15 protein-coding genes are annotated in these 16153 nt (G+C 70.6%); all 15 read left to right on the top strand.

All coding sequences use genetic code 11. The features are described 5' to 3' along the window. The first annotated feature begins 17 nt into the window (after nucleotides 1-17). The 15 genes from B0E53_RS01835 to B0E53_RS01765 all read left to right on the top strand — a co-directional run bounded on the left by B0E53_RS01835 (nucleotide 18) and on the right by B0E53_RS01765 (nucleotide 16016). Nucleotides 18-713, top strand: coding sequence for a GntR family transcriptional regulator (locus B0E53_RS01835; protein ID WP_107074326.1), 696 nt, complete (start codon nucleotides 18-20; stop codon nucleotides 711-713). Between the two features lie 305 nt (nucleotides 714-1018). Next, a complete protein-coding gene (locus B0E53_RS01830; protein ID WP_168215184.1) occupies nucleotides 1019-2029 on the top strand; it encodes a BMP family ABC transporter substrate-binding protein in 1011 nt (336 codons plus the stop codon). 85 nt (nucleotides 2030-2114) lie between these two features. Continuing rightward, nucleotides 2115-3611 (top strand): ABC transporter ATP-binding protein, encoded by a 1497-nt coding sequence (locus B0E53_RS01825; protein WP_168215183.1) that lies wholly within the window; start codon nucleotides 2115-2117, stop codon nucleotides 3609-3611. After that, nucleotides 3611-4723 carry an ABC transporter permease gene (locus B0E53_RS01820; RefSeq protein WP_246835171.1) on the top strand — a complete coding sequence of 371 codons (1113 nt, stop codon included), beginning with the start codon at nucleotides 3611-3613 and terminating at the stop codon, nucleotides 4721-4723. Before B0E53_RS01825 ends, B0E53_RS01820 begins: the two co-directional genes overlap by 1 nt. Before the next feature lies 1 nt (nucleotide 4724). Further along, nucleotides 4725-5825, top strand: coding sequence for an ABC transporter permease (locus B0E53_RS01815; RefSeq protein ID WP_107074322.1), 1101 nt, complete (start codon nucleotides 4725-4727; stop codon nucleotides 5823-5825). A 2-nt stretch (nucleotides 5826-5827) separates the two neighbouring features. Continuing rightward, nucleotides 5828-6727: an amidohydrolase family protein gene (locus B0E53_RS01810; RefSeq protein ID WP_168215182.1), complete on the top strand. Its 900-nt coding sequence runs from the start codon at nucleotides 5828-5830 to the stop codon at nucleotides 6725-6727. A gap of 19 nt (nucleotides 6728-6746) precedes the next feature. Beyond that, entirely contained in the window at nucleotides 6747-7499 is a 753-nt protein-coding gene (locus B0E53_RS01805) for a cupin domain-containing protein (RefSeq protein ID WP_107074320.1), read from the top strand. A 17-nt stretch (nucleotides 7500-7516) separates the two neighbouring features. After that, entirely contained in the window at nucleotides 7517-8050 is a 534-nt protein-coding gene (locus B0E53_RS01800) for a YbhB/YbcL family Raf kinase inhibitor-like protein (protein ID WP_210405864.1), read from the top strand. Continuing rightward, nucleotides 8047-9222 carry an NAD(P)/FAD-dependent oxidoreductase gene (locus B0E53_RS01795; RefSeq protein WP_107074319.1) on the top strand — a complete coding sequence of 392 codons (1176 nt, stop codon included), beginning with the start codon at nucleotides 8047-8049 and terminating at the stop codon, nucleotides 9220-9222. Before B0E53_RS01800 ends, B0E53_RS01795 begins: the two co-directional genes overlap by 4 nt. Next, nucleotides 9219-10127 (top strand): MBL fold metallo-hydrolase, encoded by a 909-nt coding sequence (locus B0E53_RS01790; protein WP_210405863.1) that lies wholly within the window; start codon nucleotides 9219-9221, stop codon nucleotides 10125-10127. The genes B0E53_RS01795 and B0E53_RS01790 overlap by 4 nt, the downstream gene beginning before the upstream one ends. A 24-nt stretch (nucleotides 10128-10151) precedes the next feature. Next, the gene (locus B0E53_RS01785; protein WP_246835167.1) at nucleotides 10152-10532 is read left to right on the top strand and encodes a carboxymuconolactone decarboxylase family protein; all 381 of its coding nucleotides are present in this window, start codon (nucleotides 10152-10154) and stop codon (nucleotides 10530-10532) included. A 5-nt stretch (nucleotides 10533-10537) separates the two neighbouring features. Continuing rightward, nucleotides 10538-11416 (top strand): NAD(P)-dependent oxidoreductase, encoded by an 879-nt coding sequence (locus tag B0E53_RS01780; protein ID WP_107074341.1) that lies wholly within the window; start codon nucleotides 10538-10540, stop codon nucleotides 11414-11416. Next, nucleotides 11413-12846 carry an aldehyde dehydrogenase family protein gene (locus B0E53_RS01775; RefSeq protein WP_210405862.1) on the top strand — a complete coding sequence of 478 codons (1434 nt, stop codon included), beginning with the start codon at nucleotides 11413-11415 and terminating at the stop codon, nucleotides 12844-12846. Before B0E53_RS01780 ends, B0E53_RS01775 begins: the two co-directional genes overlap by 4 nt. A gap of 129 nt (nucleotides 12847-12975) precedes the next feature. Beyond that, nucleotides 12976-14487 carry an aldehyde dehydrogenase family protein gene (locus tag B0E53_RS01770; RefSeq protein ID WP_107074317.1) on the top strand — a complete coding sequence of 504 codons (1512 nt, stop codon included), beginning with the start codon at nucleotides 12976-12978 and terminating at the stop codon, nucleotides 14485-14487. After that, nucleotides 14484-16016, top strand: a complete 1533-nt coding sequence (locus B0E53_RS01765) for a GMC family oxidoreductase N-terminal domain-containing protein (RefSeq protein WP_210405861.1) — start codon at nucleotides 14484-14486, stop codon at nucleotides 16014-16016. The genes B0E53_RS01770 and B0E53_RS01765 overlap by 4 nt, the downstream gene beginning before the upstream one ends. The last annotated feature ends 137 nt before the right edge of the window (nucleotides 16017-16153 follow it).

The raw sequence follows: 16153 nt of genomic DNA, 5'->3' as shown, positions 1-16153 counted from the left end.
AGCGGAAGTTTGGAGCTATGTCGGCGGCGCACAGGGCATCCGCTGGGGTCGCCGACAACGACGTCTCGAAGAAGGACGTGATCGTCCAGAGGCTTCGTGAGGAGATCGTGTCCGGCGTCATCGCGCCCGGGGAGAAGCTCTCGGAGGCGCGCCTCGCCGAGCGGTTCGGGGTCAGTCGGATGCCGGTGCGTGAGGCGTTCAAGGAGCTCGAAGGCGCCGGATTCGTCTCGATCGAGCGTCGCCGTGGCACGTTCGTCAAGAGCCTCAGCCGGCACGAGATCCTCGATCTGTTCGAGGTGCGTGAGGCGGTCGAGGGGATGACCGCCCGGCTGTGCGCGAACCGCGCCAGCAACGAGCTCATCGCGCGGATCGACGAGGTGATGGCGTCGATGCAGGACTGCGTCGACGCTGGCGACACCGACGGCTACAGCGCCACGGACGCGCGGTTGCACGAGCTCATTACCGAGGGTGCTGGCAACGATCGGTTGAGCGACCACTACCGGTTGCTGGTCCAGCATCTGAACCGCGGCCTGCTGTCGTCGATCGTGACCAGGCGAGAGGGGCGGATGCGGCGGTCGCTCGCTGAGCACCGCGCCGTCGTGTACGCCATCCGCGCGCGGGACGCCGATGCGGCGGAAGAGGCCATGCGTGCCCACGTGCAACGCGGTCGCCTCGAACTCCAGGACGAGGTCACGGCGAAGTTCGGTCACTGACCGGTCGGTCGCCGGCCGGTCCGGCGCCTGTTCCCGGGCGCGGCCTGACCGGCCCTCCTTCCACCATCGCCTGTGCCGACGCCGAGTCGGCCCGGCCTGCGGCAGGTCATCCGAGGTTCAGGTCCGATCAACCTCTTGACAACTGGTATGGCAGATCAGCAGTATCTGGTTCACGTCACCGCGTTTCCGCAGTCTACGTGCCTGCATCTGCCATACCAGTCTCTTCAACGGTCCGTTTCACCCCCCTGTTACCTAAACGGGCAGCAGCCGACGAAAGGGCTCGCATGCGTACCAAGATCAGGGTCTTGTCAGCCGTTACCGCCATACCCCTCGCGCTCTCGGCGTGTGGGCCCTCGGGCGACGTAGCGGCCGCCGACGGGACCAAGAGCATCGGTTTCATCTCCCAGGCTCCCCGCAACGACGGCGGGTTCACCCAGTTCGGCCTGGCCGGCGTCAACGCGGCGATCGAGGCTGACAAGAACCTCAAGCTGTCCTCCATCGTCGACAACGCCGCCAACTCCCAGGAGCAGATCCAGGGCCTTGAGTCGCTGGCCGCGAAGAACCAGATCGTGGTCGCCGACGGCGCCTCGTTCAACAAGTCCGTCGCGGTCGTGGCGCCGAAGTATCCGAAGGTGCGCTTTATCCTGGTGGCCGCCGACCTCGACGCCTACGCCGAGAACGTGACCTCGGTCAGCGCCGCCGTCGGCTACAACGCCATCGTCGTCGGGGCCGTCGCCTCGGCGCATTCCCGGACCAAGAAACTCGGGATGATCGCCGGCCTCCAGGTTCCCGCTTCGGGCGCGTGGTACTACGGCATGGCTCAGGGAGCCGCGCTGGAGAACCCGAACACCAAGGTCGTGCAGACCTACACCGGCGACTACAACGATGTCGGCAAGGCGAAGCAGGCCGCCGAAGCCATGATCGCCAGTGGCGTCGACTCGATCCTCTCCGACCTCGACAGCGGCTCCGGGGGCGTCTACCAGGCCGCCGGCGGGTCCGCCAGCCCCGCCGACGTGTACGACGTCTTCGCCCTGCACTGCGACTCGAGTCCCCACATCATCGGCTCCGGTGTAGTGAGCTGGTCCGACATCCTGAAGAACGCTGTCGCCGACGCCGCCGCCGACAAGCTGCCGGCTGGCGCCATCAGCTACGGCCTTGGCACCGGCGCGCTGCGGTTCGAGTTCTGCCCGGGCAAGGGGACGGCGGAGGAGAAGGCGCTCGTCGAGCGGATCACCAAGGACATCACCGACGGCAAGATCGTTGCCGACAAGGGTGTTCTCCTTCCCAAGCCGGCCTACCACTTCGAGCAGCGTTAGGCCGCCGTCGATGAAGACTCGTCCCGATTCCGGCCCCGCCCTCCGCGGCGCGGACACCAGAGCCCCCGCTCTCCGGCTCACCGGAGTGACCAAGAGGTTCGGCTCCTTCGTCGCCAACGACGCCGTTGACCTCGACATCGCCTGGGGTGAGATCCACGCCCTCCTCGGCGAGAACGGTGCGGGCAAGACGACGCTCATGCGGATCGTCACCGGCCTCTACACCCCCGATGAGGGTGGCATCGAGCTCGACGGAGAGCCGGTGCGCTTCCGCAAGCCCGAGCACGCACTGCGGGCCGGAATCGGGATGGTCCACCAGCACTTCACGCTGGTACCGACCCTGACCGAGCTGGAGAACCTCGCCATCGCACCCGCCGCCGTCCCATGGCGCAACGGTCTGGCCGAGGCGCGCCACCGATCACAGGAGGTCGCTTCGGCGACCGGCCTGCGGATCACGCCCGACCGGCTGGTCGCCGACGCGTCGGTGGGGGAGCGGCAGCGACTGGAGATCGTCAAGCTGCTGTGCCGCGGCGCCCGGATCCTGATCTTCGACGAGCCGAGCGCCGCGCTGAGCCCGGGCGAGTGGGACGAACTCGCCAACCTGATGCGGCGGCTCGCCGCCGACGGTCACGCGGTCATCCTGATCTCGCACAAACTTTCAGAGGTCTTCAGCGTCGCGGACCGGTACACCGTGCTGCGCCGAGGCGCGGTGAGCGGCTCGGGAACCATCGCGGAGGCGACCCCCGACCACCTGGTGACCCTGATGGTCGGCGATCGCGTGGCCGACCGTCCGCCGCTCCCCGCCGGCACGCCGGGTCCCGCCGTCCTCACCATCCGCGGCCTCGACGTCGCTCGGGACGACAGCCAGCCGGCCGGGCCGAAGGCACTCCAGGGCATCGACCTCGAGGTGCGCCGAGGCGAGATCCTGGGGATCGCCGGTGTCGCCGGTAGCGGTCAGTCCGAACTCGTCGAGGTGCTCGTGGGCATCCGGCGGACGCTGTCGGGCACCATCGAGCTGGCGGGGCGGCCATTCACCCACCGATCGCCGCGAGCGTTCTTCCGAGCCGGCGGAGCCGTGATTCCGGAGGACCGGCACCACGCGGCGATCGTCCCCGGGATGGCCCTGTGGGAGAACATCACCCTACGGTCGCTGCGCCGCGCGCCGCTGAACAGGCGGGGACTGCTCGACATCCGGGCGGCGTGCGCCGAGGCCCGCCGGCTGATGGACGAGTTCGACGTGCGCGCCGACAGCGAGAACCTGCCGATCGGGCGGCTCTCCGGCGGAAACCAGCAGAAGGCCGTCCTCGCCCGGGAACTGTCGGGGAATCCGGCCCTGCTGATCGCCGCGCAGCCGGTGCGGGGTCTCGACGTACGAGCGGCGGACTTCGTCTACCGGAGCCTCGTCGCGCACCGCGAACGCGGTGGTGCCGTGCTGCTGATCTCCATGGACCTCGACGAGGTCATCTCGATGTCCGACCGGATCGCGGTGCTCGCTCACGGCCGCATCCAGGGCGTCGTCGACGCCGCGAAGGCCACCCGCGCCAGCCTCGGCGCCCTCATGACGTCGTCGGGAGAGGCCCTGTGATGCTGTCGAAAGACCTGGTCATGCGGCTGCTCGTGCAGGTGGGGGTGGCCTTGGCGGCGCTGGTCGTCGGCGCGTTCCTGCTGGTGGCGATCGGGGTGGCGCCGCCCGACGCGTTCCACGCCTTCTGGAGCGGCACATTCGGGACGCCGGCCAACGCCGGTACGACCCTGACCCAGGCCGTGCCGCTGCTCCTCGTCGCGCTCGGCTGGATCCTGACCACCCGGGCCGGACGTCTGCACGTCGGATTTCCCGGTCAGATCCTCGCCGGTGGATCCCTGGCCACGGCGGTCGGGCTGCAGTGCGGAAGCCTGCCGGGCCCGGTCGCGGTGGGGCTCACCGCCGTCGCCGGCATCGTCGGCGGGGCACTTTGGGCGGGCCTGACCGCCTGGTTGTGGGCCTCGCGCGGGGTCCTTGAGATCGTGTCGTCGCTCCTGCTCAACCTGGTCGCGATCCAGGTCGCGAACTGGTTGGTCCGGGGGCCGCTGCAGGGCTCCCTGGACGGTCAACCGCAGTCGGCGAACTTCCCGGCCGCGGCACTGTGGCCGAGCGTCGAGTCGATCCCCGGGCGCACGCTCTCGTACGACGTGGTGCTCCTCCCGGTGTGCGCCGTCGCCGTGGTGCTGCTGCTGTCGCGCACCGCGTTCGGCTTCCGCCTGCGGGTAGCCGGCGGCAACCAGGAGGCCGCTCGGTGGTCGGGCATCGATCCGGTCCGCGAAGGGGTCTCGGCCATCGTGATCTCCGGTGGGTTCGCCGGTCTCGCGGGCGCCGCGCTGCTCTTCGCCGGTTCCGCGCCCTGGATGAGCGACGGATTCGAAGCCGGCGTCGGCTTCAACGGCATCGCGGTCGCCCTGCTGGCGCGCAACTCACCGGTCGGCGCGGTCGCCGCCGCCGTCGTGTTCTCCGCGCTGAACGTTGGTGGGACCGCCATGCAGGCCCAGCTGGATGTGCCGTCCTCGCTGGCGTCGGTGCTCCAGGGCGCCGTCATCGTGCTGGTCCTGGTGGCGGCCGTCGTCCTGAGGGGCAGGAGGGCGCCGTCCGTGGCCAGGCCCGCCCCCGCCCGTCGCCGGGCCGGCGTCGTCGCCCGCGGCGGTGCCCGAACCGAGGAGGCCTGACATGGGCATGTTCGACGTCGCGTTCCTCGTCTCGGCGATCACGATCGCCGCTCCGATCCTGCTCGCCGCCACCGGGGAACTCGTCTCCGAGCGGGCCGGCGTACTGAACGTCGGGCTCGAAGGTGTGCTACTCGTCGGCGCCTTCGGCGGCTACCTCGTGATGGCCGGCACCGGGAACATCGCGGTCGGTTTCCTCGGCGGCATCGTCGGCGGCCTGCTGTTCGGGGCGCTGATGGGCGTGCTCGCGATCGAGACCAAGGTCGACCAGATCATCTCCGGCATCGCGCTGACCCTGCTCGGCTACGGCCTGACGGCGTTCCTCAACGACGACCTCTTCAGCAAGCCACGCGCCTTCGACCCGCTGCCCCGACTCGCGATCCCGCTGCTCTCGGACGTGCCTGTCCTCGGGCCCGCCCTGTTCACCCAGGACGCCTTCATCTATGCCACGGCCGTAGTCGTCGTCCTCGTGGGCCTGGCGTTGACTCGGACGACCTGGGGCATCAACCTGAAGGCGACCGGTGAGAGCCCGGTGTCCGTCGACGCCGCCGGCGTCAGCGTCCGCGGGCTGCGCTGGGCCGGTGTCCTTCTCTCCGGGGCCTGCGCCGGAGCGGCGGGAGCGTACATCTCCATCGGCGACGTCGGTGTCTTCCGTGAGGCGATGACCGGCGGGCGTGGTTACCTGGCGATCGCCGCCGTCCTGTTCGGCGGCTGGCGGCTGAGCGGTCTGGGCCTTGCCGTCGCGATCTTCGCGGTCACCGATGCCACCCAGTTGCGGCTGCAGGCCGTCGGCGACATCCCTCGTGAGGTGTGGATTGCCGCGGCCCTACTCATCCTGGTGGCCATCGGCGCCGGGCGCGTCCGGCGTGCGGCTGCGGCCTCCCGTCCCGACCGGCGGCGGGCCGGTGCCGTCGAGCTCGCCGGCCTGGCCGTGGTCGCGGCGCTGGTCGTGCTCGCCGTTGTCCGACCGGCCGTGACGTTGCCGGTGTCCCTGTGGCTCGCCATGCCGTACGTGCTGGCACTCGTCGCCCTCGCCGTCGAGGGCAAACGGCGGCACAAGGCGCCGGAGGCGCTCGCCGTTCCCTATCTGCGAAGTGAGGTCTGACTTTGATCACCGACGTGCACACGCACTTCTGGACTCGGGAGCACCAGTGCTCTCCCTGGACGGACGGGCTGGGGCGGGTCTCGAAGACGCTGGCCTCCGACGAGATCGACCTGGTCACGGTGGAGTCCTACCGTCGGGGCGTCGCGCCCGCCGAGCGGACGATCGTCTTCGGGCTCCAGGCGCAGGCCTCTGGGATCATGGTCCCCAACGATGCCGTCGCCGCATTCGTACGAGAAGTCGGCGGGCAGACCGTCGGCTTCATGTCGGTCGACCCGACCCGCCACGACGCCGTCGACGAAGTGGAGCGCTGCCACGCGGAACTTGGGCTGGTCGGCATCAAGATGGGGCCGATCTACCAGGGAACCTCGCCGCTGCACCCCATGACGATGCGGGTCTTCAAGACCGCGGAGCGGCTCGGCCTGCCCGTGATGATCCACCAGGGCGCGATCTTCGCGAACGCCGGCCGGCTGCCCGACGCCAACCCGCTGCTGCTCGACGACGTGGCGTGCACCTTCCCCGACCTGCGGATCGTGGTCGCACACATGGGTCACCCGTGGATCTACGAGACCGTCGTCGTGATGCGCCGGCACCCCAACGTCTTCGCCGACACGTCCGCGATCGCGAGCCGTCCGACGGTGCTGGCGAACGCCTTCTCGGCCGCCAAGGAGTACGGCGTCCTCTCCAAGGTGCTCTTCGGCAGCGACTCCCCGATGGTGTCCGCCGCCAGCGCGACCACCGCCCTCGAACGGATCGTCGCGCGGATGCGGCAGATCGCGCACACGCCCATCACCGACGAGGAACTGCACGGGATCCTGCACCGCCCCTCGTTCGACCTGCTCGGCATCGAGGCACCCGCGGCGCCCCCGCCGAACGCGACCGAACTGGCCCGAACCGCCCACTGACTGTTCTACGGAAAGAGCCATGACGACGAACCAGACCACTCATCCCTCGGTGTTCCTGGACGCTGAGGCCGTCCTGGAAGGCCAGCTCCCCGTCGAGATCTCGATGGAGCCGATCCTCCGGGGCGCGCCGTTCGCCTACGAGAGAGTCCTGTACGACGCTGCGGGCTCGTTCTTCGCCGTCTGGGCGTGCGACGCCGGTGTCTATCCCCGCGTGAAGGACAGGCGGGGCTCGTTCATGTACATCATCTCCGGCGAGGCCACCATCACGGACGAGGACGGCACCACCCACGAGCTGACCGCCGGCAGCGTGATCGTGCTGCCGTACGGCTGGGTCGGCGCCTGGGACATCCGCGAGACCATCCGGAAGGTCTACCTGCACACGACCCCGGTGCCGCCGTACCGCGAGGGCGTGCAGCCGTCCGCCTTCCTGGGCGCGGCCGACGTGCTCGGAGGTGACCTGCAGCTCCCGCTGGTGGCGGGAGGGGCCTCCTGGGCGCCGCCGGTCGCCGAGACCGTCGTGTTCGACGGCCCCGACGGCCGGTGCGCCGTCCAGGAACGCGGACCGGGGGTGTACCGGCGGGCGGCGGCCGAGGGGGCCTCCTACCTGTACGTCATCTCCGGCGAGGCCACCGTCGCGGACGAGGACGGCACCTCGCACGAGTTGACCCCCGGCAGCGCCGTCGCCCTGCCGGACGGCTGGGCCGGCACCTGGGACATCCGCACCACGATCCGCACAGTCCACGTCGACACCGCACCGATCGCCGACAAGTGATCGGGACAGGAGAAACTGTGATCAACGACGACCCCTACGCGGCCGTGACCCCGGCGCCACCGCTGCGGGTATTCAGCAACGACCTCGTCGACGGCACGGAGATGCCGCTGCCCTACCGCGATCCGGACATCGGCGGCACGAACGCCTCACCCCACCTGGCCTGGGCGGACTTCCCGGCCGAGACCAAGAGCTTCGCGATCACCTGCTACGACCCGGACGCTCCCACCGGGGTCGGTTTCATGCACTGGGCCGTCGCGAACATTCCCGCCTCCGTGACCTCGCTGCCCGCCGGCGCCGGTGCGCCGGACGGACCGATGCCGCCGGGGTCCCTTACCCTCCCCAACGACCTGCGGATGCGCCAGTACATCGGCCCCAACCCGCCGAACGGCTCGGGCCGCCACCGCTACGTGTTCATCGTCCACGCGGTCGACGTCCCCGCGCTCGAGATCGATCCCGAGCTGACCCCGGTCGTCCTGGGCTTCAACCTGCACTTTCACACGCTGGCGCGAGGGAGCATGACCGTGTGGGTGGACGCGGAGGCACTGAGATGACAGGAATCCGCCCGACAAGCCCCACCGGCGGTACCCGCCACGCCGAGGTCGCGGGCGCCGGGTTCGCCGGTCTCACCGTGAGCATCGCGCTCGCCCGCCGTGGCTGGACCGTCCGCCTGCACGAGCAGAACGACCAGGTGCGCGACTTCGGCGCCGGCATCCTGCTGTGGCGCAACGCGATGCTGGCCCTCGAGGTCATCGGGGTAGCCGGGGCAATCCGGGCGAACGGCGTACAGCCCGGCACCTACGACACCAGCCTGAACGGCGACCCGGTCTCGTCGGAGCTGGCCGGCTATCCCTACTGGGCGATAACCCGGCCAAAGCTGCACGCGCTGCTCGTCTCGGCTGCCCGTGAGGCCGGGGTCGAGATCGTTACCGGTTCCCAAGCGGTGGGCGCCGACCCGTCGGGCGCACTGCTCCTGGCGGACGGGGCCCGGCTGGCGGCCGACCTGGTGGTCGGTGCCGACGGCGCCGGCTCGGCCGTACGTAACTCGCTGTGCGAGCTCACCCAGGAACGTAAGAAGTACCAGGACGGCGTCTGCCGGGTCCTGATCCCGCGGCCCGAGGAGTTCCAGGGCCCCGGGTGGGACCGGGTCATCGACTTCTGGACGCTGGAGCCGGACCCGATGCGCATCCTCTTCATCCCCACCGGGCCCGACACGATCTACATGGGCATGATGGCGACCACCACCAACGAACGGGCCTCGCGAATCCCGATCGACGTCGAGGTCTGGTCGGAGCGCTTCCCGCACCTGGCCACGGCGGTGGAGCTGGCCGGCAGGGCCGAGGGCGGCCGACACGACAGCTACCAGACCAACCGGGTGACGCCCTGGTCGACCGGTCGGGCGGTGCTCGTCGGGGACGCGGCCCACGCCATGTGTCCCGCGCTCGGGCAGGGGGCCAGCGTCGGCCTCGTCAACGCGGTCGAACTCGCCCACACCCTCGACCAGTACGACGAGATCGGCGAGGCGCTCGCGGTGTGGGAGCAGCGTGAGCGGAGCATGACCGACGCCGCCCAGGCGCGCAGCGCCTACATGGCCGAGACCCGCACCCTGGCCAAGGGCAACGGCTTCACCCCCGAGGTCATGGAGACGGCGAACTTCGTGCTCTCCTCGGCCACGCCCGAGATCGAGGCGGCGTACCCGGTTCCGGAGGTGAACCGGTCGTGGTGAGCGGGCCGCAGACGGTCGTCATCGGCGACGTCGAGATCACCCGGATCCAGGAGTACGCCGGCCCCAGCCCGGCGACCCCCGGCTTCCTGTTCCCCGACAGCGACCCGGCGTACTGGCGGGACAACGCCGGATGGCTCGACCCGGACTTCTTCGACGCCGGCCAAGGGCAGCTCCGCTCGGTGCTGCACACCTGGCTGATCGGCAGCCAGGGGGCGGTGATCCTGGTCGACACCGGCGCCGGCAACGGCAAGGAACGCCCCTACGCCCCGGTCTACGCCCACCACGACACGGCGTACCTGGCGAACCTGGCCGCGGTGGGGGTCGCACCGGAGGACGTGGACGTCGTCGTCAACACCCACCTCCACGTCGACCACGTCGGATGGAACACCCGTCTGGAGGGCCGTGGCTGGGTGCCCACCTTCCCGAACGCGCGCTACCTCATCACCCAGGAGGACTTCGAGTTCTGGGACCCGGTGCGGAACCCGCGGCCGCCGGCCGACGGCAACCAGAACGTCTTCGAGGACAGCGTCGTCCCGGTGCACCGCGCGGGACTCGTCGAGCTCTGGAGCGGCGAGTACCGGATCGATTCCGACCTGGTGTTGCAGGCCACGCCCGGGCACACCCCCGGCTCCGCGGTGCTGCGGCTGGAGTCCGGGAACGCCGGCGCGCTCTTCGTCGGCGACATCATCCACTCACCCGTGCAGATAGCGAACCCGGACGTCAACAGCTGCTTCTGCGAGGACCCGGCGCTGGCCCGGGCGTCCCGCCGCCGCCTCCTCGCCGAGGCCGCGGACCGCTCGTTGCTGGTCTTCCCGGCCCACTTCGGCGGGCACTCCGCCTGTCACGTCGCCGCCGCCGACGACGTGTTCGTCATCCGCGACTGGGCCGACCTGGCCCGGATCTGAACCACCGCTCGGAAGGAACCCACCGTGACCGAAGACCTGTACGAGGCCGGCCTGGCGATGCGCCGCCGGGTGCTCGGCGACGCCCACGTCGACACGTCGCTGGCTGCCGCCACCGACTTCTCGATCGACCTGCAGGAGTACGTGACGAAGTACTGCTGGGGCGACATCTGGAACCGCCCCGGGCTCAGCCTGGAGGAGCGCAGCCTGATCAACCTCGCCATGATCACCGCCCTCAACCGGGGCCACGAGTTCAAGGCGCACGTCCGCGGTGCGCTGAACAACGGGGTCTCCCGGGAAAAGATCAAGGAGGTCCTCATGCAGACCGCCTTCTACTGCGGCGGGCCCGCGGCGTTGGAGAGTTTCCGCCTCGCAGCCGAGGTGTTCGCCGCGGTGGATGCCGAGTGACCGGGATGGGGATCGAGCACATCGGGTTCATCGGCCTCGGCAAGATGGGCCGACCGATGGCCTCGCGACTGTACGACGCGGGCTACCGACTCACCGTGGCCGACGCCGCACCGGACGTCGCCGAGGGATTCGTGACCGACCACCCGAAGGCGGTCACCGCCCACAGCGTCGACGGGTACCGCGCTGTGGACGCCCTGGTCCTGATGCTGCCGAACTCGGCGGTTGTCGAATCGGTGCTCGAGGGCGACGCGGTCGCGGGCGCCCTGCGAGCCGGCACCCTGGTCGTCGACATGAGCTCCTCCGAGCCGCTGCGCACCCGTGCGCTGGCCGAGCGGCTGGCCGCCCGGGGTTTGCGGATGCTCGACGCTCCCGTCTCCGGCGGGGTACGCGGCGCGGTCGCAGGAACGCTGGCGGTACTGGTCGGCGGGGAGGAGACCGATCTGGCCGAGGTGCGCCCGGCCCTGCAACGACTGGCCCGTACCGTCATCCCGGTCGGCCCCATCGGGTCCGGGCACGCGGCGAAGGCCCTGAACAACCTCGTCTCGGCTACCACCATCTCGGTGACCGTGGAGGCGCTGCGGCTGGGGGAGCGGTTCGGCATCCCGCCGGCGACGATGACCGAGGTGCTCAACAGCTCGTCCGGGCGCTCGAACACCAGCGAGAACAAGGTCGCCCAGTTCATGATCAGCGGCAGCCACGACTCGGGGTTCGCGCTGCAGCTGATGGCCAAGGACGTCGGGATCGCCGTCGACCTGGCACGCGAACTCGGCCAGGCCACCGAGGTTGCCGACGGCGTGGCCCGACAGTGGCGGCGCATCGCCGGGGAAGTCACGCCGCAGACCGACCACACCGCGATGTACGAGCTGATCGGCCGTGACCGGTGACCGCCCCGCTGCTGCACTGGATCGGCGGCGAGGCCGTCCCGCCGACCACCGGGAACTTCCGCTCCGGCACCAATCCGGCGACCGGCGGTGCCGGAGCACAGGTCGCGCAGGGCACGGCGGCCGATGTCGACCTCGCCGTGCGGGCGGCCCACGCCGCGGCGCCCGGGTGGCGTCGGATCGCCTCGCTGGAACGCGGCCGGATCCTGGCGGCCATCGGCCGGCGGCTGCTGGCGGACCTGGACGCCCTTGCCGAATTGGAGAGCCTCGACACCGGCAAGCCGCTCGCCCTCGCCACGGCCGAGATCCGCGGCGCCGCGGAGTACTTCGAGTTCTACGCGGCACTGGTGAACCTGCCGGCGGGCGACGTGCTCGACATCCAGCCCGACCTGCACGTCTACACGCTGCGCGAACCGTTCGGGGTGGTCGGGGTGATCACGCCGTGGAACCTGCCGCTCAACCAGGCGGCCCGGGCCTGCGCCCCGGCGCTCGCCGCCGGCAACACGATCGTCGCGAAGCCCGCGGAAACCACCTCCCAGACGACCGTTGCGCTGGCACGGATCGCCAGCGAGGAAGGGCTGCCGCCGGGGGTGTTCAACGTGGTGCTCGGCCGCGGCGACGAGGTCGGGACCGCGATCGTGCGGCACCCGCTCGTGCGTAAGGTGGCCTTCACCGGTTCGGTGCGGGTCGGGCAGGACATCGGGCGGATCGCGGCGGACCGAATCCTCCCGCTGACTCTCGAACTCGGCGGCAAGTCGGCCAACATCGTGTTCGCCGACGCCGATCTCGAGTTCGCCGCCGCCGAGGCCGTCCGAGCCTTCACGACCAACGCCGGCCAGGTCTGCTCCTCCGGAACCCGGCTTCTGGTGGAGCGGTCGGTCCAGGAGCGGCTCGTCGAGGCGCTGGTGGCGGCCGCCCGGCGGCTGCGTCCCGGCCAGGACGTGGGTCCGATGATCACCCGAGGCCAGTACGACACCGTGCAGCGGTACTTCGCGATCGCCGCCGAGGAGGGCGCCCGAACCGAGCTCGGCGGCGCCGTGGTCAGCGATCCCGAGCTGGACGGCGGCTTCTATGTCGAGCCCACGATCTACTCCGGCGTCACCAACGAGATGCGGATCGCCCGGGAGGAGATCTTCGGACCCGTCCTGGTGGTCATTCCGTTCGACACCGAGCAGGAGGCCATCGCCCTCGCCAACGACTCGGAGTTCGGCCTGGTCGGGGGGGTCTTCACCGAGGACATCTCCCGTGCCTTCCGCGTCGCCGAATCGATCGAGGCGGGGCAGGTCTACATCAACTCATGGTCGACCCAGTCGGTCCAGATGCCGTTCGGCGGGCACAAGCAGAGCGGCTACGGGCGGGAGAAGGGGATCGAGGCCTTGCACCACTACTCGCACATCAAGAGCGTCAGCGTCCGGCTGGCTCCCCGCCGCTGAGGTCGGCACGCCTGCACGGCGGGGGCGCCACACCGGAACTGCTGGAGCACCGGCACCGTCGCCCCCGGCGCAAGAGACACGACCACCACGGTCCCTATTGGTATGGCAGAACTCTCAGGAGGTTGCGGGATGACGAGCACGCTCCAGACCACCTCGTCGGTCGGGGCTGACATCAGGCTCGCCGAGAAGATGTTCATCGGCGGCGAGTGGGTGGCGGCCGGCAGCGGTCAGACTTTGCCGGTCTACGACCCTGCCGACGGCAGCCTGGTCGTCGAGGTGCCCGCCGGTGACGCGAGCGACGTCGACCGGGCGGTCGCGGCCGCTCGCGCCGCCTTCGCGCCGGGCGGCGCGTGGCGGTCGCTCACCCCCCAGACCCGCGGCAGGCTGATCTGGCGGCTTGCCGACCTGATCGAGGAGAACGCCGAGCGGCTGGCCGTACTCGACTCGATCGACAGCGGAAAGCCGATCAACGAGATGCGGTACTTCGACATTCCGTTCTCCGTGGACGTACTGCGCTACTACGCCGGCTGGACGACGAAGATCACCGGTGAGACGATCCCGATCTCCTACCCGGCCAGCCACGGCGGGAGGTTCCACGCGTACACCCTCAAGGAGCCGGTCGGTGTGGTCGCCGCGATCGTGCCGTGGAACCTGCCGCTGCTCATGGCCATCAAGAAGCTCGCGCCCGCCCTCGCCACCGGCTGCACCGTCGTGCTCAAGCCGGCCGAGCAGGCCCCGATCTCCATCGCGCTGCTCGCGCAGCTCACGGCCGAGGCCGGCATCCCGGCCGGGGTGGTGAACTACGTGACCGGGTTCGGTGAGACCGCCGGCGTGGCCCTCGTCGAGCACCCCGGCGTGGACAAGGTGACCTTCACCGGCTCGGTGCGCACCGGCAAGGCGATCGTGCGAGCCGCCACCGGCAACCTCAAGCGCGTCTCGCTCGAACTGGGCGGAAAGTCCCCCAACATCGTCTTCGACGACGCCGACCTCGACGCCGTGATCGCCGGCGCGGCCGCCGCGGCCTTCGCCACCCAGGGCGAGAGCTGCATCGCCGGCTCCCGCCTCTACGTGCAGCGCGGCGTCTTCGACGAGGTCGTCCAGCGGCTCGCGAGGCACGCCGCCTCGATCACGCTCGGTCGGGGTACCCACCCCGCCACGCAGATGGGGCCGTTGATCTCGGCAGAGCACCGCGACAGGGTTCTCGGGTACGTCGAGATCGGCGTCGGCGAGGGCGCCGAGGTGGTCACGGGTGGCCGCGCGCCGCAGGGGGACGAGTACGCCGGCGGCTACTTCGTCGAGCCCACCGTCCTCGTCAACGCCCGTCCCGACTCGCGGATCATGCACGAGGAGATCTTCGGGCCGGTCGTCTCGGCCGTACCGTTCGACACCGAGGAGGAGGTGCTGGCACTGGCCAACAACACCCGCTTCGGCCTCGGCGCCGCCGTGTGGACCCGGGACGTCTCGCGGGCACACCGGATGGCCGCCGCGATCGAGTCCGGCCAGGTGTGGGTCAACTGCTACCAGGCGGCCGACTCGGCGCTCCCGTTCGGCGGCACCAAGGAATCCGGCTGGGGCCGGGAGACCTGCCGGGAGTCGCTGGAGGAGTACCTCGAGACCAAGACGGTCGTGGTGTCCCTGTGAGGGCGTCGACGCCCATCGGCTACGACTACATCGTGGTCGGAGCCGGTACGGCCGGCTGCGTTCTCGCCGCCCGGCTCAGCGAGAACCCGGCGGTCCGGGTGCTGCTGATCGAGGCGGGCCGGGCCGAGGTCAGCGAACGGATCATGACCACGTCCACCTGGCCGGCGCTGCGGCGGACGGAGGTGGACTGGGCCTTCCAGACCGTCCCGCAGGCCGGCACCGGCAAGGTCCACGACATCCCGCGCGGACGTACCGTCGGCGGCACCGGCAGCATCAACGCGATGGCCTTCCTGCGCGGCGACCGTAGCGACTTCGACACCTGGGCCTACCTCGGCTGTACGGGATGGGACTACGCCTCCGTCCTGCCGTACTTCAAGCGGTCCGAGACGTCCGCCCACGGCGACCCGGCGTACCGGGGGCGGACCGGTCCGCTCCGCCCGGCACCGGCCGCGCAGCCGCACCCGCTGTCCCGGGCCTACCTGGCCGCCGCCGCCCAGGCCGGCCATCCGGTCGTCGACGACCTGAACGGCCCCGAGCTACGCGGCGCCAGCAGCCACGACCTGCTCATCGTCGACGGGCGGCGGCAGAGCACCGCGACGGCGTACCTCGAACCGGCGCTCGGCCGGGCGAACCTCGACCTGGTGACCGGGGCGTTCGTGGAGCGGGTGGTCGTCGACGGTGACCGGTGCCTCGGCGTCGACGTGGTCGTCGACGGCGAGCGGCGCCACTACGCGGCAGGGAACGACACGATCCTCGGTGCCGGCGCCATCGGAACCCCGCACCTCCTGCTCACCTCGGGGGTCGGCCCCGTCCAGACCCTGGAGCGCGTCGGCGTCAAGGTGCTCCACGACCTGCCGGGCGTGGGGCAGAGCCTCCAGGACCACGTCATCCTGGCCGGCCTCACCGTCGAGGCCGGCCGCCCGCTCCCGCCCGCCAGCGGCAATCTCGGTGAGACGACGCTGCTGCTGGACAGCGAGCCCGGGCGGGCGTCGATCGACCTGCAGATCGTGTTCATCCACGTCCCCTTCACCAACCCCTGGCAGTCGGCGCCCGAGCATGGCTACACCTTCGGCATCGGGCACATGCGTCCCGCCAGCCGAGGGGTGCTGGAACTGGCCAGCCCCGACCCGGCGGTGCCGCCCCGCATCGACTTCCGCTACCTCGACGAGCCTGCCGACATCCGGACCCTGGTGTCCGGTGTCAGACACGCCCTGCGGATCAGCGAGATGCCGGCCTTCGACGACTGGAAGGCGAGATCGCACCCGCTCCTGACCGCCGACGACGCCACGGTCACGGCGTTCGTTCGCGAGGCGGTGCAGTCCTACGGGCATGCGGCCGGCTCGTGCCGGATGGGCGTGGACTCGCACGCGGTCGTGGACCCGCAGCTGCGAGTGAGAGGTTTGCACGGACTGCGGATCGCCGACGCCTCGGTCATGCCGACCATCGTGTCGACGAACACCAACGCGGCGACGGTGATGATCGCCGAGAAGGCCGCAGACCTCGCGCAGGGGATCACCGCCGCAGTCTGACCCGCCGGATACCGGCCGGCAGCGCGGAGGCCGCCGGGCAGTTCGGCGTCGACCGGCCGGTACGACTCTGAAGACGGAAGCCGGCTGCGCAAGGACAGGGTGACGGCCGACGAGGGCGATAGGGTGGTGCGCGGCGG

Origin of the sequence: Micromonospora sp. MH33 (assembly GCF_003013775.1) — a bacterium.
GTDB lineage: Bacteria > Actinomycetota > Actinomycetes > Mycobacteriales > Micromonosporaceae > Micromonospora > Micromonospora fulviviridis.
Note: the sequence above shows the minus strand (reverse complement) of the source record. Positions and strands in the feature narration are given on the sequence as shown.